Source organism: Streptomyces sp. NPDC003635, assembly GCF_053587635.1.
In genome coordinates this window covers 1-22,479 of the sequence record NZ_JBSFOK010000046.1, presented here as the reverse complement: position 1 = coordinate 22,479, position 22,479 = coordinate 1, and the positions used below count along the sequence as shown (strand labels likewise).

Genomic DNA, 22,479 nt, shown 5'->3' with positions numbered 1-22,479 from the left:
CACGCGTGAGGGGTGGAGGGGCCGAGGCCCCTCCGCCCCTCCTCCTTCTCAGCAGATGGTCTGCCGGCTGTTCACCAGCGTGTTGTTGCGGAACGTGGTGTTCGTCCCGCAGGGGTTCTCGATGATCGCCGAGTTGGTGACCGTCAGGTTCTGGACGGTGATGTCGGAGTTGTTGGGGAACTCCGAGCGGGCCGCGAGCCGGATCTCGCCGCCGCCGGTCACACTGCCGCTCTGGGCTGCGATGTTCACGTTGTAGCAGTTCTCGATCAGGATCGAGTTGTTGCCCGTGTTCGAGAGGTTGACCCGGTCGATGACCGCGCCACCGCTCTCGGACACGCAGAACACCCCGCGTCCGCCGCCGCGCGCGACGACCTCGCCGACCCGGATGTTGGTGGGGTACGAACTGCCCACCCGGCCATTGCGGTTGGCCATGCGGAAGGCCGCGTAACCGGTGCCGGTACCCGCGCCGTCGGCGTCGACCCTGGTGACCGTGGCGTTGATCGTCTGGTTCAGCAGCAGCCCGGACTCGCCCACATGGCGGGCGGTGACCGTGCCGACGGTGAGGCCGTCCACGCCGTACGTCTCCACCGCGTGACTGCTCGCTCCGGACACGTAGACGTTGTCGATCCGCACGTTCCGCGTCCACTGGCTGGTGTCGCCGCGGTTGTCGATGCGGACACCCAGGCCCGCCGAGAGGCGCATGTCGATCTGGCCGAGCACCACGTTCTGGACGTTGCGCAGGAAGATGCCGTAGAGCGGCGCGCCGGTGACGTTGAGGTGCTGGACCTCGATGTCCCGGACGCCCCGGGCGTAGACGGGGGCCTGGTCGCCGGAGCCGGATCCGGTGACGTTGATCGTGCCGCACACGTCCAGCACGGTGTAGCTGGGCAGGGAGACCCGGGATCCGGCGCTGATCGATCCCGAGCCGCGGACCACGACCCGCTCCTTCGAAGTGCGCCCCGCGGTCAGGCTGTTGACTGCCGCCTGCATCGCGGCCCGCATGTCCGTACCGGTGTACACGACGGCACCGCCGCGGCGGGCGGTCCAGGTACTGCCGCTGAGCACGGCCTCGGCCTGGTAGGCGCCCTCACCGCAGGCCGCCGCGAGACGCGGGGCGACGGCGCTCGCGGGTTCGGTGAGTAACGCGGCGCCGGTGAGCAGCGCGGTGGCACAGGCGGCGGAGGCTACGGCCCGGCTTCTGTTCTTCATCTCGGCTCCTATGGGGGGTGGTTCACGCCGGTACGTCCGAGGCGGCCGAAACCGAGGAGATTGAATCGATTCACGTACGCGGCGTGACATAGCAAGCGTTTTCTGCAACGGCTCGGGAGTGTGCCAACGGGCCTACGGGGCGTCAAGGGGGACGGTTCCAGTGGTGGTGCGCGGGGGCGGCGTACCGCCATTCGAGTGGTGGCGGTTCGGGGGCGGGCGTACCGTCGAACGGTGGACCGACAGTGGACGCGGTCGTTCACCGACCCCGCGCGTGGGTGAGAGCCCCGAGAGTGCGAGACGCCATGACAAGCAGCCCGCAGCCCACCTCCCCGCAGACCACCGCCCAGGAGAACGGCGGTGGCGGAAGCGCGATGGCCCTGCTGGTCATCGCCTCATGTCAGTTGATGGTGGTCCTGGACATCACCATCGTGAACATCGCGCTGCCGGACATCCAGCGCTCCCTGGACTTCTCCACCACCAGCCTGTCCTGGGTGGTCAACGCCTACACGCTGACCTTCGGCGGACTGCTCCTGCTCGGCGGACGGGCCGGTGACATCCTGGGCAGGCGCCGGGTGTTCATCTTCGGCGTCCTGCTGTTCGTGTTCGCCTCCCTGCTCGGCGGCTTCGCCCAGAACGAGGCCCAACTCCTCGCCGCGCGCGCCCTCCAGGGCGTCGGCGGCGCCATCGCGTCACCGACCTCCCTCGCCCTGATCAGCACCACCTTCCGCGAAGGCCCTGAACGCAACCGGGCGTTCGGGGTGTTCGCCGCGGTCTCGGCGGGCGGCGGCGCGATCGGACTGCTCGCCGGCGGCATGCTCGTGGAGTGGCTGAACTGGCGCTGGGTGCTCTTCGTCAACGTCCCGATCGGCCTGCTCATCGCGCTCGCCACACCCCGCTGGATCAAGGAGTCCGAACGCCACCCGGGCCACTTCGACATCACCGGCGCGCTGACCTCCACCGCGGGCATGGTGCTGCTGGTGTACGGCTTCATCCGCGCCGCACAGGACGGTTGGCGGGATCCGCTGACGCTGGCCTCGTTCGCCGCGGCGGTCGTCATCCTCGTCGTGTTCGTCCTCGTGGAACGGCGTTCCGCCCAGCCGATCACCCCGCTGCACATGTTCGCCGACCGCAACCGCGCGGGCACCTACGGCATCATGCTGTGTCTGGCCGCCGCGATCTTCGGCATGTTCTTCTTCCTCACCCTCTTCGTGCAGAACGTGCTGGACTTCAGCCCCTTGCAGGCCGGGCTCGCGTTCCTGCCGGTCAGCGCGGTCATCGCGATCGGCGCCGGACTGGCCTCGAAGTTCCTGCCCACCTACGGGCCCAAACCCTTCATGGTGGTCGGCGCGATCCTCGCCGCCGCCGGACTGAGCTGGCTGACGCTGACCGACGTGAACTCCACCTACGCCGGCAGCGTGCTCGGACCGATGCTCGTGTTCAGCCTGGGCATGGGTATGGAGTTCGTCTCGCTGACGCTGATGGCCCTGTCCAATGTGGCCGTCCGGGAGACCGGCGCGGCCTCCGGCCTCCTCAACGCCACCCAGCAGGTCGGCGGTTCCCTCGGCCTGTCCATCCTGGTCACGATGTACGGCACGGCCAGCAGGAACGAGGCGGAGCAGCAGATCCCCCTCTTCCAGGCCGAGGCGACCCCGGCGCAACGGCTGGAGTTCCAACGCACGGGTGAGTTGCCGCCACCCTGGGGTGACGAGGTCCTCACGGCCGGAGTCTCCTCGGCCTTCACCACGGCGGCGATCTTCACGGTGGTGGCCGCGCTGATCGCGGTCCTGGTGATCCAGGTCCGGCCGTCCGATCTGGAACGGCTGAAGGGCGGCGGGGGTATGCCCGGGGCGGTGTGAGGCCGCTCCGGCGTACGGCGGCTGAGGGTCCCGTGGTTCCGGCAGCCGCGTGTCACATGACCCGGGGCTCCGCTCCCCATGCCGCCGCGCACAGAGCCCGGTCGACCTCCGACGTGTAGTGGGCCGCCGCCAGCCAGGCCCGGGCGAAGCGGTCGAGATCGGCCGGGACGAGACGCCCGAAGACATCCCGGTCCCGCTCGGCCGCCGCCGCGTGCAGTTCGTCGAGAAGGTCTCCGGCCGTGGCCAGTCCCAGCCGGCGCAGGCGCCGACTGTCGGCGGCGCTGTCGCCGGGGAAGGCCAGGACGCGTCGGCCCCCGGAGCTCGCCTGCTGAACTCGTCGGCGGAGCAGGTGCAGCGGTGGTTCGTCGGCGCTGGGCGACGGGCCCACGGGCGACGTCGACACGGCCGTCGGCAGGTCGGCGCGCTGGAGTCGGTCGAAGCCGAGGTCGATGCGGGCGTCGGGGTCGGTGGGGTGGCTGGTGGCCAGCAGGAGGGCGCGGGCCAGCGGGGCCGGGGTGAGGCGGGCGACGACGCGCAGGCGGGTGCCCGGCGCCGCGGCGAGCAGCCGTAGGTTGTCGCGGTACGGCAGCGCCGGGTCGTCATGGGCGGCGGCCAGGCGGACCGTCAGCCCCGCGCAGTCGGCCAGCAGACAGTCGCCCGCCGCCTCACGGACCGCGCCGACCAGGGTGACCTCCAGGAACAGCAGGCCGTGCCCGTCCTCGGTCAGCGCGCGCACCGCCTGCTCCGCGACCGGCACGCGCCACAGCCGGTCCAGTGGCTCGCCGTCCCAGGCCGCCCCGGACGCGCGCACCGCCCGTACCCCCTTTCCCGCGCCCAGCCGTCCCGTCGGCGACACGGTCGCCCCGGACACGGCGAGTCCCGCGCGGGACAACTCCCGGTGGGACAACGCCGTATCGCCGACGCGTACGGCACGCTCGGCCGCCCCGACCGCCCGGCCCGCCCCGCCCGGCGCCACGTCGGACACCGTGTACAGGCGGCCCTCGGCGTCGGCGGTCCAGGTCACGGCGCCCGCGTAGCCGGTCGCGGTGAGCACGGGTTCCGAGAACAGGCCGTACAGCCGCAAGGACCCGTCCGGGGTGTAGGGCTGGCGGACGCTGCCCCTCAGCGCGGCCAACTCCGGGCCCGTGGCGCGCGGGACGCGATGCGCAGCGCTCAGGACTGCGTGCAGCCGGGCGACGAGGTCGGTGAGCCGGTACGACGGATCCGCGCCGCGCGCCGCGCGCAGGGCGGTGACGGCGGCGACCGCCGAGGCCGAGGCCCGGGGCAGCCCGGCGAGCCGCGCGGTATGCGCCGCGCGCAGCAACTCCGCCTGGAGCACGGCTCCGGACCCGTCCGTACCGGCGTCGAGCACGGCGGCGGCGGCTTCGCGCAGGGCACGGGCGGCCGTGAGTTGGGCGGGGGTGGCGGCGAGCTGATCGGGGGCGACGGCCGGGGCGGGGGTGGCCGTCGGGTCGGGGGCGGAAGTCCGGTCGGGGGTAGCTGTCGGTTCGGTGGCCGATTTCGACCGGGGCGCCGACGCCGACTCGGGCGTCGATTCCGACCCGGGTGCCGGGTCCGGCGCTTGGCCTGTGTCAGGTGCCGCGTCAGCCTCTTCCGACGTGCCCGGACCCGTCTGCGTCTCCGAGGCGATCGGCGCCGCCGACGCCACCGCCGCGCGGTGCAGGCAGTCCGGTGCCAGCAGGCACCCGCAGCGGATCGCGCCCGCGCTGGTCACCACCCCGCCCGGGGCGTGCAGTTCGAGGTCGGTGTCGTCGTCGACGGCGAGGCGTACCGTGTCGCCGTCGACGACGACCGGCCGGGCCGCCAACTTGGCGATCCCCGCGTCCAGCCGCTTGCGCAGCCGGGGCGACAACGCTCCGACCAGTTCTGCGGTCACCTCCGGGGCGACCGGCGGAAGGCCCGGGCTCATGCGATCTTCTCTCCTACCCAGCGGGCGAGTTCGAGCGGACTGAGGGCGGCCACCGGCATGCCCGCGGCGACGAGCTGTCCCGCCACGCCGGTGGAGTAGCGGGGTCGGCCCGCGTCGTCGAGGCTCGCGCAGCCCAGCACGTGGCAGCCGGCCCCGACCAGGGCGCGCACCTCGGCGAGGAGTCCGCCGAGCGGATAGCCCTCCTCGAAGTCGCTGACGACCACCACCAGCGTGCGGGACGGCACGGTGACCAGTTCGCGCGCGTGTCGCAGCCCGGCGGCGATGTGCGTGCCGCCGCCCACGCTGACCTCGAGCAACAGCGACAACGGGTCGTCGACATGGCCGGTGAGGTCGATGACCTCCGTGGAGAAGGCGAGGAAGTGCGTGGACAGGGTCGGCACCCCGGCCAGCACGGAGGCGGTCAGCGCCGCCCAGACCGTGGACGCCTCCATGGACCCCGACACGTCGGTGACCAGGATCAGCCGCCAGTCGGCGGCCCGCTTCGCCCGGGTACGGAACACCGGGCGCTCCGGGACGACCACGACCCGGCCGTCCGGGCCGCGCCGCGCGGTCGCCAGGTTGGCGCGCAGGGTGCGCGGCAGGTCCAGGCCGCCGCCCGGCCGACGACTCGGGCGGGGCAGCGCCGTGCCGTGCAGGGCCGGGCGCAGCCGTGTGGCCAGCTCCCGGGTCAGCGCCTCCACCAGGCGGCGCACCAGCGGACGCAGCGCGGCCAGGCGCGCCTCGGGCAGTCCTCCCGCGTGCATGAGCACCGTGCGCAACAGGTCGACGGAGGGCCGCGCACGGTCCGGATCGAGCTCGGCCAGCACATCGGTACGCCCCGAGGCGGCGGCTGCCGCCAGCACCTCCTCCCGGATCCCGGGCCCGAACAGCGCGGCCAGTTCCTCGGACCACTCCCGCACACCCGGGTACGGCGCCTCCCGGCCGCCGCCACCCGCCGCCCCGGGCAAGCCGCCTCTGCTGCCCTCGCCGCGACCGGTGCCGTACAGCTCGTCCAGGGCGGTCGCCAACCCGGCGGCGGAACGCGGCAGTTGATCGGCCCGCCGACCCAGGACGAGACGCCAGCGGTCGGTGGGGGAGAGGCGGTGGTCCGCCGGGGAGGGGGCCGACGGCTCCTGGGAGAGGCCCGGCACTGACGGAGCGACTCGTCCGGCCGCCTTTTCGTCGTCTGCCGACCGAGGGTTCGAAAGCAGGCCCAGCCGGTCCAGTTCACCCCGGGCCGCCAGGTCCGCCCGCGTCCACGTGGCGAGCGCGGCCGGGTCGACGCCGCCGGTGTCGGTGACGCCGACCGAGGTGCCGAGGCGATCGTCGACGGCGCCGAGGAGGCGTTCGCGGGCCGCGGGGCTGAGCGTGTCGAAGCCGCCGCGCAGGGCGGGCAGCCGGTCGAGGAACTCCCGGTCCGGCAGCTCCGCCACCCGGCTCAGCAGCGGTTCCAGCGCGGCGGGCGCCGACTCCAGGAGCGGTCCGGCGGCGGTCAGGACGCCCGTCAGACGGGCGGTGAGCTCCGAGCGGGACTCCGGGGCGGTGGCCGAGTCGACCCAGGAGGCGATACGGCCCCCCAGGGCGTCGGGTGCCTCGTGTCCGAGCAGGACACGAACGGCTCCGGCGGCGCCGCGCATCAGCGGGGAGCCGTCGGCGGCGAGCCGGGCCAGGGCGTCGGTGAGCCGGATTCCGCCCAACTGGTCTGCTCGGTGCGCGAGTTCGAGCAGGGCGTGGGCGTCGGCCGGGTCCTCGGAACCGGTCAGTCCGTCCACCTGGCGCACCGCGGCGGAGGTCAGCAGCTCGGCCACGGCCGCGGCCCGGGTCGTACGGTCCTCGTCGGCGCCGAGCCCGGGGATGTGACCGGCGTGCAGCTGGTCCAACAGGGCCAGACCGGCGAGGAGTTCGGGCAGCGTGCCGGACTGGGGGAGCACGTCGGCGACGTCGGTGAGCCGTTCGTCCGCGAGCGCGGGCAGGCCGCACTCCGCCGCTTCCCGCAGGCCCCGCAGCGTCTGGTCGGCCGTGGCGCCGCCCTCGTCCCGCTCCCCCTTCCGTCGCTCGCGCAGCACGCCCTCGGCGGCCTGCGCCGGGGTGACTCCGCGGACGCCGGCCGCGGTCAGCATCGCCGCCGTCGCCGGGGTCCAGCGCACCTCCCAGCGCGAGGTGAGCGCCTCGGCACCGCCCGCCCCGGTCACCTCCCGCGCCTGCGCGTACGGCACCCCGCACACCGTCAGGCGACGCAGCAGCAGCTCGCGCCGACGGTCGAGGTCGGAGCGCAGCGGATCGAGCCGCAGATCACGCGCGGTGCCGTCGGCGCCCGGGCCGGGCAGGCCGAGTGCGGACAGCTCCGCCTCCACCGCCGGGGCGAGACCGCTGCGGGGTGCGCCGGGCGCGGGCCGTCCGACGCGGGTCCCCACCAGCACGCGCTCCATCGCCCGGGCCACGGCCCGCCCCCGGCCGTACGGCTCACCCTGCGCGAGCACCGTCTGCACCGCTTCGACCAACTCGCCGCGCCCCGCGGCGGGCAGCCCCCGCAGCCGGGCCAGGTCACCGGCCAGCCGGCTGATCTCCCGCGCGTCGGCGGGCCCCGCGGGATGCCCGAGCGACCGGAGTTCGGCACACACCTCCACGGCCGCCCGCGTCAGCGCCTCCTCCAGCGCGCCCGGATCTCCCGCCGCCCGAAGCACCAGGTGCTGCCACTCCGGGTCCCGGATACCGGCGGGATACCCGGACCGCTCGTCGAGGAGCGCGTAGGTGTAGGGGATGAGGGAGGTGGTCCAACTCCCCTTCAAAGCGGGCACGTCGAGGGCATCCGCAGCCGGCTCGCCCGCCACCGGCGTCGGCGCGTCGGGGGCGCCGTCGACCAGCGCGCCCGTTTCCGATGTCCCCACCAGCGCCGGAGCATGGAACGCCCCCACGACCGCCGCCGCCCGCTGCCCGCCCGCGATGGCCGTCGCCAGACATGCCCGCATCCAGTGCTCGCGGCGCAGGTCCAGTTCCGGAACGCCCCCCGAGCGTGCCGCGTCCTCGCGAAGGGCCCACCCGGTGAGCAGGGCCGCTCGGCGCAGGGCTTCCGGCGGGGAGCCCGGGGCGGTGGCCTCCACGAGGCGGTCCCACAGGTCGTCCCCGGGGCGGCCGGTCAGGCGGGAACGCAGCGCGTCCGCGATGCCGGGACCCGTCGACGGCGATCCCGCCGGCCCTCGTCCCTCGCCCCACGCGCGGTCCGCCAGCGGCAGATCGCACGCGACCACCGGGACGCCGTGCCGGGCCGCCCAGCGCACCGCGGCCAGTTCCGGCGAGAAGTCGGCGAACGGGTAGAACGCCGGGCCACCGCCCCCGTCCGCCGGCGCCGCCGCGAGAGCCACCGGCGCCCGGGTCTCCTCGTGGCCGAGCCACGGCAGCCACTCCTGCATCTCGGCGGGCAGCTCGACGAGCACCACGTCCGGCTTCGCCGCGTCCAGCAGCGCGGGCACGGCCGCGGCGAGTGACGGCGCGTGATGCCGTACGCCGATGAGGTACGGCGCCGCCGGGTCGGTGAGGGCCGTCACGGCCTCGTCGGGGGAGAGGGGCACTTCCTCAGCCCTCCAGCACTGTGCGCAGGTCCCACAGGGTGCGCCACGTGGCACTGCCCTGCTCGGCCCGCCGCCGGACCGGGCCGTCCCAGTAGCCGCGCAGCCGGGCCGCGTCGGCCGGGTCGTCCTTGCGGACCACGCCGAGCAGATGGCCGGGCAGCAGTCCCAGCACATCGTGGTCGCCCGGGAAGTACGCGGCGGCGAGACCCAGCGCGCCCGCCACGGACACCGCCTCCGCGGTGCTCATCACGGTGGACGGCCGCTCCACCTCCCAGCCCTCCGCCGACCGGCCCTCCCGCAGATCACGGAAGGCGGTCACCAGCGCCTCCAGCACCGCGTCGTCCACCTGGAAATCGGCTCCGGCGCGTTCCACCGAGGCCCGTGCCTGGCTGCGCACCAGGGCGGTCTCGGCGTCGAGGTCCGCGATCGGTCCGACCGTCTCGAAGTTGAAGCGGCGCTTGAGCGCGGCGGACATCTCCGAGACGCCCTTGTCGCGCAGGTTGGCGGTGGCGATGAGGTTGAAGCCGGGCGCGGCGTGCGCCAACGAGTCCTCGCCGCCCGCCAGTTCGGGCACCGCGATCCGCCGCTCGGAGAGCAGCGAGACCAGCGAGTCCTGCACCTCGGGCAGACAGCGGGTGACCTCCTCGACCCGGGCGATGCCGCCGCGGGTCATGGCGGTCAGGACGGGCGAGGGCACGAGGGCCTGGCGGCTGGGGCCCTGGGCGAGCAACAGGGCGTAGTTCCAGCCGTACTTGAGCTGGTCCTCGGTCGTGCCCGCGGTGCCCTGCACGACCAGTCCGCTGGTGCCGCACACGGCGGCCGACAGCAGTTCGGACAGCATCGACTTGGCGGTACCCGGCTCACCGACCAGCAGCAGCCCGCGCTCACCGGCGAGCGTGACGACACACCGCTCGACCAGCGCCCGGTCGCCCACGAACTTCGCGGACACCTCCAGCCGCCGCGGCACCCCGTCCGGCGCCTCGGCGTCGTCGGGAAGCCTCAGCGCACGGCCGCCGCTGCCCATGACGAACGTGACGACGGCACGGGGCGTGAGCCGCCACGCGGGCGGCCGCGGCCCGGCGTCGTACGCGGCGAGGAAGGCCAGCTCGGCGGTGTACAGATCCTCGGGCGGGACGATCTGGCGAGTGGGAGCGGTGGGCATCGTCAGAGGTTCTTCCGGTCGGTCGGAGTGCGGACGGGTCGGGGTGGTCGTCATCGGCGCCGCCCCTTGCGCGTGGCCCGCGTGGTCAGTTCCTCGTAGGCCGGGGTGTCGCCGTCGCGGACGCGCTGCCAGGCGCGGGCGAACAGTTCGGGCAGCGGGAGCCGCGGGACCGCGCGCAGGTTGTCGCGGACCGGGTACAGGTTCTCCTTCCAGGTCTCCACCGGCAGCGCGGAATCCTTCAGGTCGCGCCAGCCGCCGGGCAGGAAGAGGGTGCGTCCGGCCCGGGGGCGCTTGGCCTCGACGACCAGGTCGGTCGCCGCCAGTTCCGCGCGCGCCTGCTTCAGGCGGGCGGGCCGCCAGCCGGTCCAGCGGGCGCAGTTGCGGTCCGTCGGGTCGGGCAGGGTGAGCAGCTGGAGGTAGAGCGCCGCCGCGTCCTCGCTCAGGCCGTGCGTCGCGGCGACCTCGGTGACCAGCTCGGGCACGCTGACGGTGGGGTCCTGGGCGTGGCCGACGGGCCCGGCGGGGTCGGTGCCCGCCGTCACGGCCCGGGTCAGGTCGTCGGAGAGCAGTGCCCGCAACGACCGTAGACCGGCCCCCCGGTTCGGCCCCACGAGCCCTTCGAGGAGACCGAACACGGCGTCGTCCGGGCCGGTGAGGCCCGCCGGGCGGACCCAGGTGCCCTCCACGTCGCCGTGCCACGGGCGCAGGATCAGCGCCTCGCCGGCCCGGGTCAGGCCCTGCGCGTCGGCCCCGCCGGTCTCCGGGAGGCCGTACGCCTTGCGCACCTCCACCGCGACCGAGCTGCCCTTCTCCGTCCAGTCGACGTCGAGTTGCAGCATCAGTTCCGGATCGGCGATCCGGCGCCGCAGGGCGGCGAGGCCCTCCGGGAGCGCGGCGCGCAGCGGGTACCCGTACGGGAGGGCGTAGGCGAGGCAGGCCAGGCTCGATTCGGCGGCCGTCAACTCGTACCGGCCGGGCAGGGCCGACGGGTCCTCGGGTACCAGGTTGCCGTCCTTGTCGGTACGCAGGACGGTGGTGCGGCTGATCCAGGGCGTGCGCCCCGGGTTGAGCACCTGCTCGCCGGTGCCGCAGGGCAGACCGGCGAGGTCGGCCGTCAGTTCCTCGGGCAGCCGGACGACGGAGCCCAGCCGCTCGGCGTACACCCGGCCCGCGGCCTCGACGTCCGGGCCGGTCGTCCACAGGTCGGCGGGGTCGGCGGGCAGCAGAGCCGCGATCAGGGCGTTACGGGCCTCCGCCGGGAGCGAGCCCAGCATGCCGTTCGCCTGGTCCATCTGGCGCGGCTTCAGGCCCGTCACGGCGAGCGCGTGGGGGTCGCGGTCGCTCGGGCGGCCCGCGAGCAGCACGGTCGCCTGGAGCGGGCCGAGCCCGCCGCCCGTCGCCGCGGCCAACGCCTCGACGGCCTCGGCCCGCCAGGGCGCGGCGCCCTTGTCCCGGATCAGTCGGGTGACGGCGGCGAGCCCTTCGGCGGGGAACGCCTGCGCGTGCCGTGTCTCGCTCTCCAGGGTGAAGTGGGCGACCGCGCCGAACGCGCCGGACGGATCGTGGTCCAGAGCCAGCCAGTTCACCCGGCCGCGGGCGGTGTCGACGTTCTGGCAGCCGAGGACGACGACGGTACGGCCGTCCTGGCGCAGCACCTGCCCGACCCGCTGCTGCTTGTCGTGCGGTTCGCCGAGGACGATCTCGCGCAGGCTCTCCCCGGGCGTGGCGAGCGGGCCCTCGGCGATGGCCTCCAACAGCAGGAGGAGCGCTTCCCGTTGGCCCTCCGGCAGGGTCGGCAGGGCGGCCCGGTAGGCGAGCGGGCGCAGCAGACCCAGCAGCGACGGCCAGACCGTGCCGATGGCCGGGATCGTGTGCTCCTCGCTGAGCCAGCCGTCGCCGAGCGGGGCCGGACGGCCGTTCTCGGCGGGCAGCGGCTTGCCGTCGGCGGGGTGCCCGGACAGGACGTGGTTCACCGCGCGGATCTGGCGCAGTACCGTCCACCTGTTCTCACCGCCCCAGCCGCCCCACAGGGAGGCGATGGCGCCGGTGGCGTCGCGCAGCGTCCGGTCGTCGCCGTGGCGGGGGCTGTAGTCGGCGAACATGCCCTCGGTGCGGCGCCGATCGGGTCGCGCCCGCTCGACCGGGGGCGTCGCGAAGGCGGTCGCCGAGTCGAGGAGCCACAGCGTGGCGCGGACCAGGGCGCCGACGCCGATGCGCAGCCGCTCGTCGGTGAGTTCCGGAACGGTCGAGGCCACGGCCCGCCGGATGAACTCGTCCGCGGCCGGCACCTGGGCCCGGGCGGGGCTGTCACCGGCCGCGGTCAGCTGATCCTGACGCTCCGCCAGGGCCACGGCGGCGGCGCGCAGCAGCTCGGTCGCCCGCTCGTCGCTCAGGGCCCGCAGCGCGGCCGATCCGCGCTCGTCCCTGGGGCGCAGGGCGTGCCAGAACGCCGTGGGCGGCACATAGCGGGTGCCGGCCGCGAACTCGCTGCCCCGCTCGCCCACCGTCACCCGGCCGAGCAGGCCGCCGTCGGTCGCGAACAGCGCCATCTGCGCGTCGGCCATCGCGACGACGGGCTCGGCGCCGCCGGGCAGCCGCAGCGCGCCCACCGGAACTCCGCGGGCCCGCCGCATGGTGACGGTCCGGCCGTCCGGCGTGCCGGCGGTCGTCAGCGCCTCCTTGCCCGTCCCCTCGGTGCGCACCCAGTGCCCCAGCACGGTGCCGTCGGTGCCGAACGGGCTGTTCTCGAGGCCGGGTTGCAGCGGCAGTACCTCGCACAGGAACTGTTCCAGCCGCGCGTCGTCGCGGATGGCGCACCGCAGGAAGGCCGGCAGGGAGGCACGCCCGTGGGTGCCGGTCGCCGGGTCGTACTCCAGCCACGCCTCCTGCCGTCCCTGCCTGCCCTGGCGCCACAGTGTGGTGCCGTCGCCGATGACGGGACGGCTCGGGGGCAGGACGGTGTCACCGGGATGGAGGGTGCGGCCTCCGGTGGCCCGGCCGCCACCGGGCAGCGGGAGGGAAGGGGAGCCGATGTAACGGCCGTACCAGTAGCCGAGTTGCTCGCCGCCCAGCGTGAACACCTCGGCCGGGCGGGACGACCAGTAGGCGGACTGCTTGCCGTCGTGCCGCCACATCACCAGCAGCTCGCCGTCGGCCCAGCGGAACTGCGGGCGGCTCCAGCGGTCCAGCCCGGCGGGCAGCCGCAGGTCGTGTTCGAGCAGTACCTTCTCCGGGCCGACGACCACGGCCTTGTGGCCGCGGGAGACGATCAGCGCGGGCCAGGCCTCGTTGACCGCCAGCTCGTTGAACGGGCCCTTGTCCCGGGTCTCGGAGTCGAGGATCCGCAGCGCCTCCTCGAGGGCGGGCCAGCCCAGCTCGTCCAGGATGCCCGCGCGCAGCGTACGGCCGAGCAGCGGCGCGATGTCGTGGGCGGCGACCCGGGCGACGGCCTCGGCGTGGACGCGGAACGCCACCGGGCGGAAGGGCCGCAGCCGCTCCAGCGCGGTACGGGCGTCGGGCAGGCCGGTCGCCTCGGTGAACTCCGTGGCCGAGTCCGCCAGCCACTCGCCCAGGACTTCGCCCAGCACCGGATGGTCGGCCAGGCCCGTCAGCAGGTCGGACAGGGAACGGTCACTGCCCAGGGTGCCGATCGCCTCGTAGAGCAGGCGGCGCAGGCGGGGGTCCGCGGCGGTGGCCGTGAGGTCGCGGCGGCCGGGGCGGTCGTCGCGCAGCCAGCGGTCCAGGGCGAGATGGACGCGGGTCTCCGCGTCGGGCACGGCCAGCGGGACGCCCTGCGCCGCGCACAGGTCGAGCAGGTCCAGGTCGGCTCCGGCGTGCCAGCGGCCCGTGAACAGGTCGACCGCGCGGCCGTCGGCCCGCAGCCGCGGCGCCATGCGCTCGACGAGCGCCAGGGTGGCGGGGGACCGTCCGCACCACGTGGCCCCGTGCTTGCGGTGCAGCGCCCACCGCCCGAGCCAGTCGGCCGCGTCGACCTCACCCGCGCTCTCGGCATCCTCACCGGTGAGCAGCAGGTCCGCGCCGCTCTCCGCGAGCACCGCCAGCCAGAACTCGTCGTCCTCGACGGACCGTCCGAGGCCGTTCGGCATGATCTCCAGCAGCCGAAGACGTACGGCGGGGCGCTCCTTGGCGAGCACCGCCAGCGTGGCCCGGTAGGTGTTCCAGAAGGAGGCCGGGGCGCGCACCGCCGCCGGGGAGGCGATCAGGTCGGCGACCAGGGAGCCCTCCTCGACGGACCGGGACAGACCCGCGGCCTTGATCAGACCGCGGGCGTCCTGCGGCAGCGAGGCGTACGGCGGCATGCCCGCGGCGCAGCGCTCCACCGTCAACTGCCGGTACTGCGACCACGCCTCACCGGGGTCGAGACGGCGGGACAGGTCCTTCACATGCTCCTTGAGCGCCTTGACCGTCAGCGCCCCGGCGAACGCGAACTCCAGGAACACCGCACGCTGCCGGTCCTCGTCCACGGCGAGCGCGTGCACGCGCTCCGCCGCGCGCGCCTTGCCGAAGAAGGCCGCCGCGTAGGTCGTGTTCTCGTGCCCGAGGAAGATCCGCGCCGCCTGCTCGTAGAAGGTCGGCAGGAAGTGCGGGACGGCCCGTCCCAGGCGCTCGCCCAGCTGCTCGAAGCCCTCCTTGGCGGTGCCGGGGCGGGACTTGGCCTGCCGGGCGAGCCGTTCGACGTCCTTGACCAGGGCCAGCGCGTGGTGGCCGTTGGCCGGGTCGTTCACCAGCGCCCAGGCCGGGAAGCCGAGCGTCTCGCGGCGCACCTGGCCGACCTCGGGCGCCTCCGGCTCACGGGCCAGACCCAGGAACTCCAGGGCCAGGTCCTCGGCGTCGCCGAGGGTGCCCGGCACCAGGCGGACGACCTGCCGGTCGTCCAACGCCGGGTGGGTGTACGTGCGGACGGTGAGGGTGTCCGCGTCCTCGCGGGTGGTGGAACCCGGCGGCAGGACGGCGCCCGCCTCCAGCAGCGCGGCCGCGGTGGTCTCGTCGTACGTGCTCATGCGGCCTGCTCCTCGTCCTCGATGTCACGGCCCGCGTAGAGCGCGGCCGCCATGCGCATGCCCTCCGACCAGGCGACCGGCCCGACCTGACCGAGCCTCAGTGCCCGGCCGCTGCCGTCTGCCCAGGTCAGCGGTCCTGTCTCGGTCTCGTAGTAGGACTCGTAGTCGCCGATCCAGACGCGGGCCTCGATCGCGCGGCCGTCCTCGCGCAGCGAGCAGACGGCGTCGCCGCCGCGGACGCGGTAGCCGAGCTGGGTGGTCCGGCCGGCCAGGAAGCGCAGTTCCTTGAACGAACCGCCCGAGTATTCGTCGACGGCCGTCGCCTCGGTGTCGACGGTGTCCGGGCGCCGCCACACTTCGCGGAAGAGCTGCTGGGCCCGCTGCTCGACGCCGAGTTCGACGGCGAACTCCCGCAGTTCCTCCAGATCGTCGAGGAGCACCGGGTGCGGGATGCGGACGAGGTCGGGGCTGATGCGCACGGTGTCGCCGTCGAGGTCGACGAGACCGAGTCCGCGGTCGGGGTCGGCGTCGCGCAGGAATCCGGCCACTTCACCGTCCGGGCCCGTCACGACGAGGTCGCGCAGGGCGCTCTGCCACGCGGGGTCCGGCCACACCCGGGCGATGACCGGGAGCGGCACCGGAAGCGAGCGCACCATCCAGCGCTCGACGTCGGTCAGGCACTGCCGTTCGTGCCGCTCCAGCCACTCGGCGAGCTGCCGCAGCCCCACCACCGCGGGATCGTCGGCGAGTTTGGCCGGCACCGACTTCAGCCGCCGTCCGGCCGCGTTGCGGCACACTACCTTCCCCGCGTCCAGCGCGACCTCGTAGTCGCCCGCCGTCACCCACCCCACAGGTGCCTCCCCGCACTTCGGTGATCAAGTGACCGGAACTCTAGGCGAGACCACTGACAATGCCCCGCCGGGGTCCTTGACCTGCGCGGGAACCGCTCATGCCAGGGTCAGTGACCCGTCGTCGGCAGGCAGGAGGCGGACGTCGTCGCTGATCTGCTCGAGCGTCTCGCGCAGCCACGCCCGGTCCCGTGCCGCCGCCCGTTCGAGCCGCATCCGCCGGGCCCGCAGCGGCACCATGCTGAGCCCGGTCAGCCGGCCGCTGCGGGCCGCGAGCGTGACGAGGAACATCAGCCGGAGGTCGTCCCGGTACTGCTCGAATCCGCCGATGCCCTCGTAGTCGTCGACGAAGTCCCCGCAGCCGTACAGGATCAGCCGCTCCCGGTACACCTCCACCGGACGCGGGTGATGCGAGGAGTGCCCGTGGACGAGGTCGACGCCGCCGTCCACCAGGGCGTGCGCGAAGGCGATCTGGTTCCGGGGCACGCCGTAGCCCCAGTTGGACCCCCAGTGCACCGACACCACCACGAGGTCGCCGGGGAGCCGGAACCGCCGTATCCGCTCAACGACCTGCCTCGCCGCGGCCGGCGTCGGAGCGGGCACGTACGCCACCCCGGGCTGCTCGTCGGTCGCCGCCCACCAGGGCGGGACGCCGCTGGAGCGCATCCCGAGTGCGAACACCAGCACCCGGCGTCCGCCGGCGAGCGGGACCACGGCCGGCGCGTACGCCTCTGCCGCGTCCCGGCCGGCGCCCGCCGTCCGCAGTCCGGCGCGGGTCAGGCAGTCCACCGTCTCCGTCAGTCCGGAGCGGCCGAAGTCCAGGACGTGGTTGTTGGCGAGGACGCAGACGTCGGGCCGGGCGACGGCCAGGGCGGCCAGGTTGTCGGGATGCGTCCGGTAGTGGATCTCCTTGCCGGGCGCGAAGGCGCCGCCGCCGGTGACCGACGTCTCCAGGTTCACGATCCGCACGTCCGGGGCGGTCGCCTCCAGCACCGGCAGGGCCTCGCCCCACGGCCAGGACGGCGGCACCGGGGCGGGCACCGGGCCGCTGACCGACTCCGCGAGCCGGACGTAGTCGCGGGCGTCGTGCACGTACGGCTCGCGCAGGCCCGGATCGCACGGGTGCGCGAGGATCTGGTCGACGCCGCGCCCGAGCATCACATCGCCGCACAGGAACAGCGTCACCGCGTCGCCGCCCATGTCTCCACGGTAGGCCGGTTGCCCGGCCGGATCGGAGGAACCCGGGAGGTGTGGAAGGGAGCGATGGTGATGATCTCCCACTCTGTGGTCGTGCCCGCGGGCCCGGGCGTAGAACTGGCGGGCGACCTCGTCGTACCGGACTCCGCGCGGGCCGTCGTGCTCTTCGCGCACGGCAGCGGCAGCTCCCGGCACAGCCCACGCAACCGGCGGGTCGCCGAGGCGCTGCGCACCGCCGCTCTCGGCACGCTGCTGATGGACCTGCTCACCGAGGAGGAGGAGCGCCGGGACGCCCTCACGCGGGAGCATCGTTTCGACATCCCGTTGCTGGGCCGGCGGCTGGTGGCCGCGATCGACTGGCTGGGCCGACGGGACGACACCCGGGATCTGCTGGTCGCCCTCTTCGGCGCCAGTACCGGGGCGGGCGCGGCCCTGGTGGCCGCTTCCGAGCGTCCCGCGCGTGTGCTGACCGTGGTCTCCCGGGGCGGGCGGCCCGACCTGGCCGAGGACGCCCTGTCCGTCGTACGGGTGCCCGTGCTGCTGATCGTGGGCGGGCGGGACCTGCAGGTGATGCGCCTCAACGAGGAGGCGGCGGGGCGGCTGCGAGTGCCCTGCACGCTGCATGTCGTGCGGGGCGCCACCCATCTGTTCGAGGAGCCCGGGGCCCTGGACGAGGTCGCCGACGTGGCCCGGCAGTGGTGCGCCGACCACGTCCGGGCCTCCGCGGGGGACTGAAGTCGTTCCCCGTGCCTACCCTGAACGTGTGGCTCGTGCCAACGACGAGATCGCCGCGCTCTTCCAGGAGTACGCGGACCTGATCTCGATCACCGGAGGAGACGCGTTCAGGGCTCGCGTCTACGAGAAGGCCGCCCGCGCGATCGGCGGCCACCACGCCGATGTGTCCACGCTGGACGTCAAGGGGCTCAAGGAGATCCCGAACGTCGGCAAGTCGATCGCCGAGAAGGTCGTCGAGTACCTGGGCAGCGGCAGTGTGGCCGCGGTCGAGGAACTGCGCGGCAAGATCCCGGCCGGGGTGCGCCGGCTGACGGCCATTCCCACGCTCGGCCCCAAGAAGGCCCTGACGCTCTACGAGGAGCTGGGCATCTCCTCGGTCGACGAGCTGGCCGACGCCATCGGCGCGGAGAAGCTGCGCGACCTCAAGGGCTTCGGACCGCGCACCGAGGAGAACCTGCTGCACGGCATCGACCTGCTGCGCTCCTCCGGGGACCGGGTGCTCGTCGACGTGGCCGCCGATCTGGCCGAGGACGTCGTCAGCGCGCTCGGTGAGCTGAGCGGTGTCCTGCGGTGCGCCTACGCGGGGTCGCTGCGGCGGGGGCGGGAGACGATCGGCGACATCGACGTCCTGGTCGCCGCGCGCGGCTCGGGGCCGGTGATGCGGGCCTTCACCGAGCTGCCGTACGTCACCGAGGTGATCGCGCACGGCGAGAAGAAGACGTCCGTGCGCACCGACCGGGGCCTCCAGGTCGACCTGCGCGTCGTACCGCCGGACTCCTGGGGCGCGGCGATGATCTACTTCACCGGGTCCAAGGCGCACAACATCAAGATCCGGGAACGGGCCGTCCACCAGAAGCTGAAGCTCTCCGAGTACGGCCTGTTCGACGCCGAGAGCGGCAAGAAGATCGTCTCCCGCACGGAGGAGGACGTCTACGGGCGGCTCGGGCTGCCGTGGTTCCCGCCCACGCTGCGCGAGGACCGCGGGGAGATCGAGGCGGGCCTGCGCGGCGAACTGCCCGAGCTGGTCACCGAGGCGGACGTGCGGGGCGATCTGCACACCCACACCGACCTCACCGACGGTCTGGCCTCCCTGGAGGACATGGTCACCGCGGCCGCCGAACGCGGCTACGCCTACTACGCGATCACCGACCACGGCCCCGACCTGTACATGCAGCGCATGACCGACGAGCGGATGCTCGCCCAGCGGGAGCGGGTGCGCGCGCTCAAGCCCAAGGGCGGCATGCGGCTGCTCCACGGAGTCGAGCTGAACATCGGCCCGGACGGGGGCGTCGACTGGCCCGATGACTTCCTCGCCGGTTTCGACCTGTGCGTGGCCTCGGTGCATTCGCACTTCAACCAAGGGCGGGACGCTCTCACGCGACGGCTCGTGCGGGCCTGCGAGAACCCGTACGTCAACGTCATCGGCCACCCCACCACCCGCCTGATCGGCAAGCGGCCGGGCATCGACGCCGACCTCGACGAGGTCTTCGCGGCCTGCGCCCGCACCGGAACGGCTCTGGAGATCAACGCCCACCCCGACCGGCTCGACCTCGGCGACGAGCACATCCTGCGGGCCAAGCGGCACGGCGCGCGCTTCGCGATCGACAGCGACGCCCATGCCGTACCCCACCTGGCCAACCTGCGGTACGGCGTGGCGACCGCGCAGCGCGGCTGGCTGACCAAGGACGACGTGATCAACACCTGGACCCTGACCCGACTGCGCCGCTTCCTGCGCAAGGGCCGATGACCGAAGAGGTGCCTCATGACCCATCGGATACGTGACGTGATGTCGCCGGGCGCGGTGGCCGTCGAGCCGATGACCACGGTGGAGAAGGCGGCCCGCGTGATGAGCGAGCACAACGTCGGTGACGTCCTCGTGGCGTACGACTGTGATCTCTTCGGGGTGCTCACGGACCGCGACATCGTGGTCCGGGCCGTCGCCGACGGAGCCGACCCGCACACCACGGCGGTCGGGGCGGTGTGCAGCAGGCCGCCGGTCGTCACCATTGGCCCCGACGACACCACCGAGCACGCCGTCGAGCTGATGCGCGCGCACGCCGTGCGACGGCTGCCCGTGGTGGAGCACGGCGGCTGCCCGGTCGGCATGGTCTCCCTCGGCGACCTCGCCGTCACCGAGGACCCGCACACCGCCCTGGCGGACATCAGCAGGGCCGCCCCGAATCACTGACGGTGCCGCTGCCACCAGGCGTGGTGGTGGTTCGGCACCGTCAGCGCCCGCGGGCCCCTTCTCGCTCTCGAAAATACCCCCGGGGGTACCCGTGCTATCGTCGTCGTATACCCCGGGGGGTAATTCTGGCTCGGAAAGGAATGCCCGACGTGTTCTTCATCGACACCCTCGACGTGACGGGACTCGGCAACCGCTGCTATCTGGCGGGCGGCGAGCGCGCGGCGGTCGTGGTCGATCCGCCGCGTGACATCGACCGGGTGCTGGCGGAGGCCGCCCGGCGGGAGGTGCGCGTCACCCATGTCGTCGAGACGCACCTGCACAACGACTACGTCTCCGGCGGTCTGGAACTCGCCCGGCTGACCGGCGCCGCCTACCTCGTCCCGGCCGGCGCCCGGGTCGCCTTCGCCCGGACCCCCGTACGCGACGGAGACCGCGTCGCCCTCGACGTGGAGGCGGGTCTGACCCTGCGTGCCCTTGCCACGCCCGGCCACACCCCGCACCACACCTCCTACGTCCTGGAGGAGCACGGCTCGGCGGTGGCGGCCTTCACCGGCGGCTCCCTGCTCATCGGCACCGTCGGTCGTCCCGACCTTGTCGAACCCCGGCTGACCGAGGAACTGGCCCGCGCCCAGCATGCCTCCGCCCACCGCCTGGCCGCCGAACTGCCGGACGAGACGCCGGTGTTGCCGACCCATGGTTTCGGCAGCTTCTGCTCGTCCGCCCAGGCCGCGCGTGAGGCCACGACCATCGGGACGGAGAAGGCGGCGAACGAGGCGCTCACCCGCGACGTCGACACATTCGTCGCCGAACTGCTCGCGGGGCTGGACGACATACCCGCGTACTACGCCCACATGGGTCCCCTCAACGCGGCCGGGCCCGAGCCGGTCGACCTCACCGCGCCGGCCGTGGCCGACGCGGGGGAGATCGCCGCGCGGCTGGCGGCGGGGGAGTGGGTGGTGGACCTGCGCAGCCGGGTCGCCTTCGCCGAGGGACATGTCGCGGGCTCGTTCAACTTCGAGGCCGACGGCCAACTCGCCACCTACCTCGCCTGGTTGATTCCCTGGGGCAGGCCGGTCACGCTGCTCGCCGAGTCGGCGGAGCAACTGGCCGACGCCCAGCGCGCGTTGGTGCGCGTCGGCATCGACCGGCCGGCCGCGGCGGCCACCGGCGGACCGTCCGACTGGGTCCGCGCGGGCGAGACCCCGGCCGCCTTCCCCCGGGCCGGTTTCGCCGACCTCGCGAACCGCCGCCCGGCAGCGGACGTCGTCGTCCTCGACGTGCGGCGGGCCTCCGAACGCGCCGGCGGTTACGTCGACGGCTCGCTCCACATTCCCCTGCACACCCTGCACCGGCGGCTGGACGAGATCCCCGAGGGCGAGGTGTGGGTGCACTGCGCGGGCGGGATGCGCGCCGCGATCGCCGCGTCCCTGCTCGACGCCTCCGGCCGCGAGGTCGTCGCGGTGGACGACGGGTTCGACGCCGCGGAACGGGCCGGACTCACCGTGGTCGTCAAGGGCGGCGCGTGACCGCGCTGCTCCTCGCCCTGGCCGCCGGGGCCGTCGTAGGTCTGGCGCTCGGGGGGCTCGGGGGCGGCGGCGGTGTGCTCGCGGTGCCCGCGCTGATCTATCTGCTCGGCTTCAGCCCGGCGGCGGCCACCACCGCCTCTCTCGTCATCGTGGCCCTCACCTCCGCCACCGCGCTGTGCGCGCACGCCCGGGACGGACGGGTCCGCTGGCGCACCGGGCTGGCGTTCGCGGCGGCGGGAGTCGGCCCGGCCCTGCTCGGCGGAGCCGTCGCGGCGCGGACCCCGCAGACCCTGACCACCGGGGCCTTCGCCGTCCTCACGGCTCTGGTCGCGGCCCGGATGCTCCGCGCGAGCCGTACGGAGCCGGTCATGGGCGAGCGTCCGCTACGACCCCGCCGGGCGGCGGCGGTCGGTGCCGGACTCGGCGCGGTCACCGGAGTCCTCGGAGTCGGCGGCGGTTTCCTCGCCGTGCCGGCCCTGGTGACCGGCGTCGGGCTGCGGATGCGGGCCGCGGTGGGCACCAGCCTTCTCGTCATCACCGTCAACGCCCTGGCCGCGCTCACCCTGCGCGCCGGGACCGGCGAGGGCCTGGACTGGACCCTCCTCGCGCCCTTCACCGGGGCGGCCGTACTGGGGGCGTGGGACGGGCGGCGGCTGGCGGCGAAGGTGTCCGCGTCGGCACTTGAGCGGGCCTTCGCCTGGGCGCTGCTCGCGGTGGCCGTCCTGATGGCGGGAGACGCGCTCCTGTGACGGCACGCCTTCGGCCGGGATCGGCCGCGACGGCTGCGGGCCTGCGCTCACGCCTTCGGTCGGGATTGGCCGCGATGCCTGCGGGCCTGCGCTCACGCCTTCGGCCGGGATCGGCCGCGACGGCTGCGGGCCTGCGCTCACGCCTTCGGCCGGGATTGGCCGCGACGGCTGCGGGCCTGCGCTCACGCCTTCGGCCGGGATCGGCTGCGACGGCTGCGGGCCTGCGCTCACGCCTTCGACCGGGACCGGCCGCGATGCCTACGGGCCTGCGCTCACGCCTTCGACCGGGACCGGCCGCGATGCCTACGGGCCTGCGCTCGCGCCTTCGACCGGCATTGGCCGCGATGCCTGCGGGCCTGCGCTCACGCCTTCGACCGGGATCGGCCGCGACGGCTGCGGGCCTGCGCTCACGCCTTCGACCGGGACCGGCCGCGATGCCTGCGGGCCTGCGCTCACGCCTTCGACCGGGACCGGCCGCGATGCCTGCGG

General features: G+C 74.1%; 13 protein-coding genes. 6 read left to right on the top strand and 7 right to left on the bottom strand.

The annotated features are described in order from the left end of the window. Positions 1-48: 48 nt before the first annotated feature. Positions 49-1,209: a hypothetical protein gene (locus ACWDRW_RS32215; RefSeq protein ID WP_451729385.1), complete on the bottom strand. Its 1,161-nt coding sequence runs from the start codon at positions 1,207-1,209 to the stop codon at positions 49-51. Positions 1,210-1,511: 302 nt separating this feature from the next. On the opposite strand from ACWDRW_RS32215, the gene ACWDRW_RS32210 reads away from it, so the two are divergent. Further along, positions 1,512-3,065 carry an MFS transporter gene (locus tag ACWDRW_RS32210; protein WP_451729382.1) on the top strand — a complete coding sequence of 518 codons (1,554 nt, stop codon included), beginning with the start codon at positions 1,512-1,514 and terminating at the stop codon, positions 3,063-3,065. Positions 3,066-3,117: 52 nt separating this feature from the next. On the opposite strand, the gene ACWDRW_RS32205 is transcribed toward ACWDRW_RS32210, so the two are convergent. The 6 genes from ACWDRW_RS32205 to ACWDRW_RS32180 all read right to left on the bottom strand — a co-directional run bounded on the left by ACWDRW_RS32205 (position 3,118) and on the right by ACWDRW_RS32180 (position 16,795). Continuing rightward, entirely contained in the window at positions 3,118-4,995 is a 1,878-nt protein-coding gene (locus tag ACWDRW_RS32205; protein ID WP_451729380.1) for a hypothetical protein, read from the bottom strand. After that, complete coding sequence (locus tag ACWDRW_RS32200) at positions 4,992-8,564, bottom strand: vWA domain-containing protein (RefSeq protein ID WP_451729377.1); 3,573 nt, start codon at positions 8,562-8,564, stop codon at positions 4,992-4,994. Before ACWDRW_RS32200 ends, ACWDRW_RS32205 begins: the two co-directional genes overlap by 4 nt. A 4-nt stretch (positions 8,565-8,568) precedes the next feature. Continuing rightward, positions 8,569-9,726: an AAA family ATPase gene (locus tag ACWDRW_RS32195; RefSeq protein WP_451729374.1), complete on the bottom strand. Its 1,158-nt coding sequence runs from the start codon at positions 9,724-9,726 to the stop codon at positions 8,569-8,571. Positions 9,727-9,776: 50 nt separating this feature from the next. Continuing rightward, on the bottom strand, positions 9,777-14,747 hold the full coding sequence (locus tag ACWDRW_RS32190) for a hypothetical protein (RefSeq protein WP_451729371.1): 4,971 nt from the start codon (positions 14,745-14,747) through the stop codon (positions 9,777-9,779). Further along, positions 14,744-15,598, bottom strand: coding sequence for a DUF4132 domain-containing protein (locus tag ACWDRW_RS32185; protein ID WP_451729368.1), 855 nt, complete (start codon positions 15,596-15,598; stop codon positions 14,744-14,746). The genes ACWDRW_RS32190 and ACWDRW_RS32185 overlap by 4 nt, the downstream gene beginning before the upstream one ends. Positions 15,599-15,694: 96 nt before the next feature. Continuing rightward, complete coding sequence (locus tag ACWDRW_RS32180) at positions 15,695-16,795, bottom strand: CapA family protein (RefSeq protein ID WP_451729365.1); 1,101 nt, start codon at positions 16,793-16,795, stop codon at positions 15,695-15,697. A gap of 69 nt (positions 16,796-16,864) precedes the next feature. Between ACWDRW_RS32180 and ACWDRW_RS32175 the strand changes: the two genes are divergently transcribed. The 5 genes from ACWDRW_RS32175 to ACWDRW_RS32155 all read left to right on the top strand — a co-directional run bounded on the left by ACWDRW_RS32175 (position 16,865) and on the right by ACWDRW_RS32155 (position 21,990). Next, positions 16,865-17,527, top strand: coding sequence for a dienelactone hydrolase family protein (locus tag ACWDRW_RS32175; protein WP_451729362.1), 663 nt, complete (start codon positions 16,865-16,867; stop codon positions 17,525-17,527). Positions 17,528-17,555: 28 nt separating this feature from the next. After that, positions 17,556-19,274, top strand: coding sequence for a DNA polymerase/3'-5' exonuclease PolX (polX, locus tag ACWDRW_RS32170; RefSeq protein ID WP_451729359.1), 1,719 nt, complete (start codon positions 17,556-17,558; stop codon positions 19,272-19,274). Positions 19,275-19,289: 15 nt separating this feature from the next. Beyond that, positions 19,290-19,715, top strand: a complete 426-nt coding sequence (locus ACWDRW_RS32165) for a CBS domain-containing protein (protein WP_451729356.1) — start codon at positions 19,290-19,292, stop codon at positions 19,713-19,715. 149 nt (positions 19,716-19,864) lie between these two features. Then, the gene (locus ACWDRW_RS32160; RefSeq protein WP_451729353.1) at positions 19,865-21,241 is read left to right on the top strand and encodes an MBL fold metallo-hydrolase; all 1,377 of its coding nucleotides are present in this window, start codon (positions 19,865-19,867) and stop codon (positions 21,239-21,241) included. Then, the gene (locus tag ACWDRW_RS32155; protein WP_451729351.1) at positions 21,238-21,990 is read left to right on the top strand and encodes a sulfite exporter TauE/SafE family protein; all 753 of its coding nucleotides are present in this window, start codon (positions 21,238-21,240) and stop codon (positions 21,988-21,990) included. The genes ACWDRW_RS32160 and ACWDRW_RS32155 overlap by 4 nt, the downstream gene beginning before the upstream one ends. The last annotated feature ends 489 nt before the right edge of the window (positions 21,991-22,479 follow it).

Excerpts from the sequence above, each read along its gene's own strand:
- ACWDRW_RS32215 (WP_451729385.1), bottom strand. The coding sequence starts at position 1,209 with ATGAAGAACAGAAGCCGGGCCGTAGCCTCCGCCGCCTGTGCCACCGCG.
- ACWDRW_RS32210 (WP_451729382.1), top strand. The coding sequence starts at position 1,512 with ATGACAAGCAGCCCGCAGCCCACCTCCCCGCAGACCACCGCCCAGGAG.
- ACWDRW_RS32205 (WP_451729380.1), bottom strand. The coding sequence starts at position 4,995 with ATGAGCCCGGGCCTTCCGCCGGTCGCCCCGGAGGTGACCGCAGAACTG.
- ACWDRW_RS32195 (WP_451729374.1), bottom strand. The coding sequence starts at position 9,726 with ATGCCCACCGCTCCCACTCGCCAGATCGTCCCGCCCGAGGATCTGTAC.
- ACWDRW_RS32190 (WP_451729371.1), bottom strand. The coding sequence starts at position 14,747 with ATGAGCACGTACGACGAGACCACCGCGGCCGCGCTGCTGGAGGCGGGC.
- ACWDRW_RS32180 (WP_451729365.1), bottom strand. The coding sequence starts at position 16,795 with ATGGGCGGCGACGCGGTGACGCTGTTCCTGTGCGGCGATGTGATGCTC.
- ACWDRW_RS32175 (WP_451729362.1), top strand. The coding sequence starts at position 16,865 with ATGATCTCCCACTCTGTGGTCGTGCCCGCGGGCCCGGGCGTAGAACTG.
- ACWDRW_RS32165 (WP_451729356.1), top strand. The coding sequence starts at position 19,290 with ATGACCCATCGGATACGTGACGTGATGTCGCCGGGCGCGGTGGCCGTC.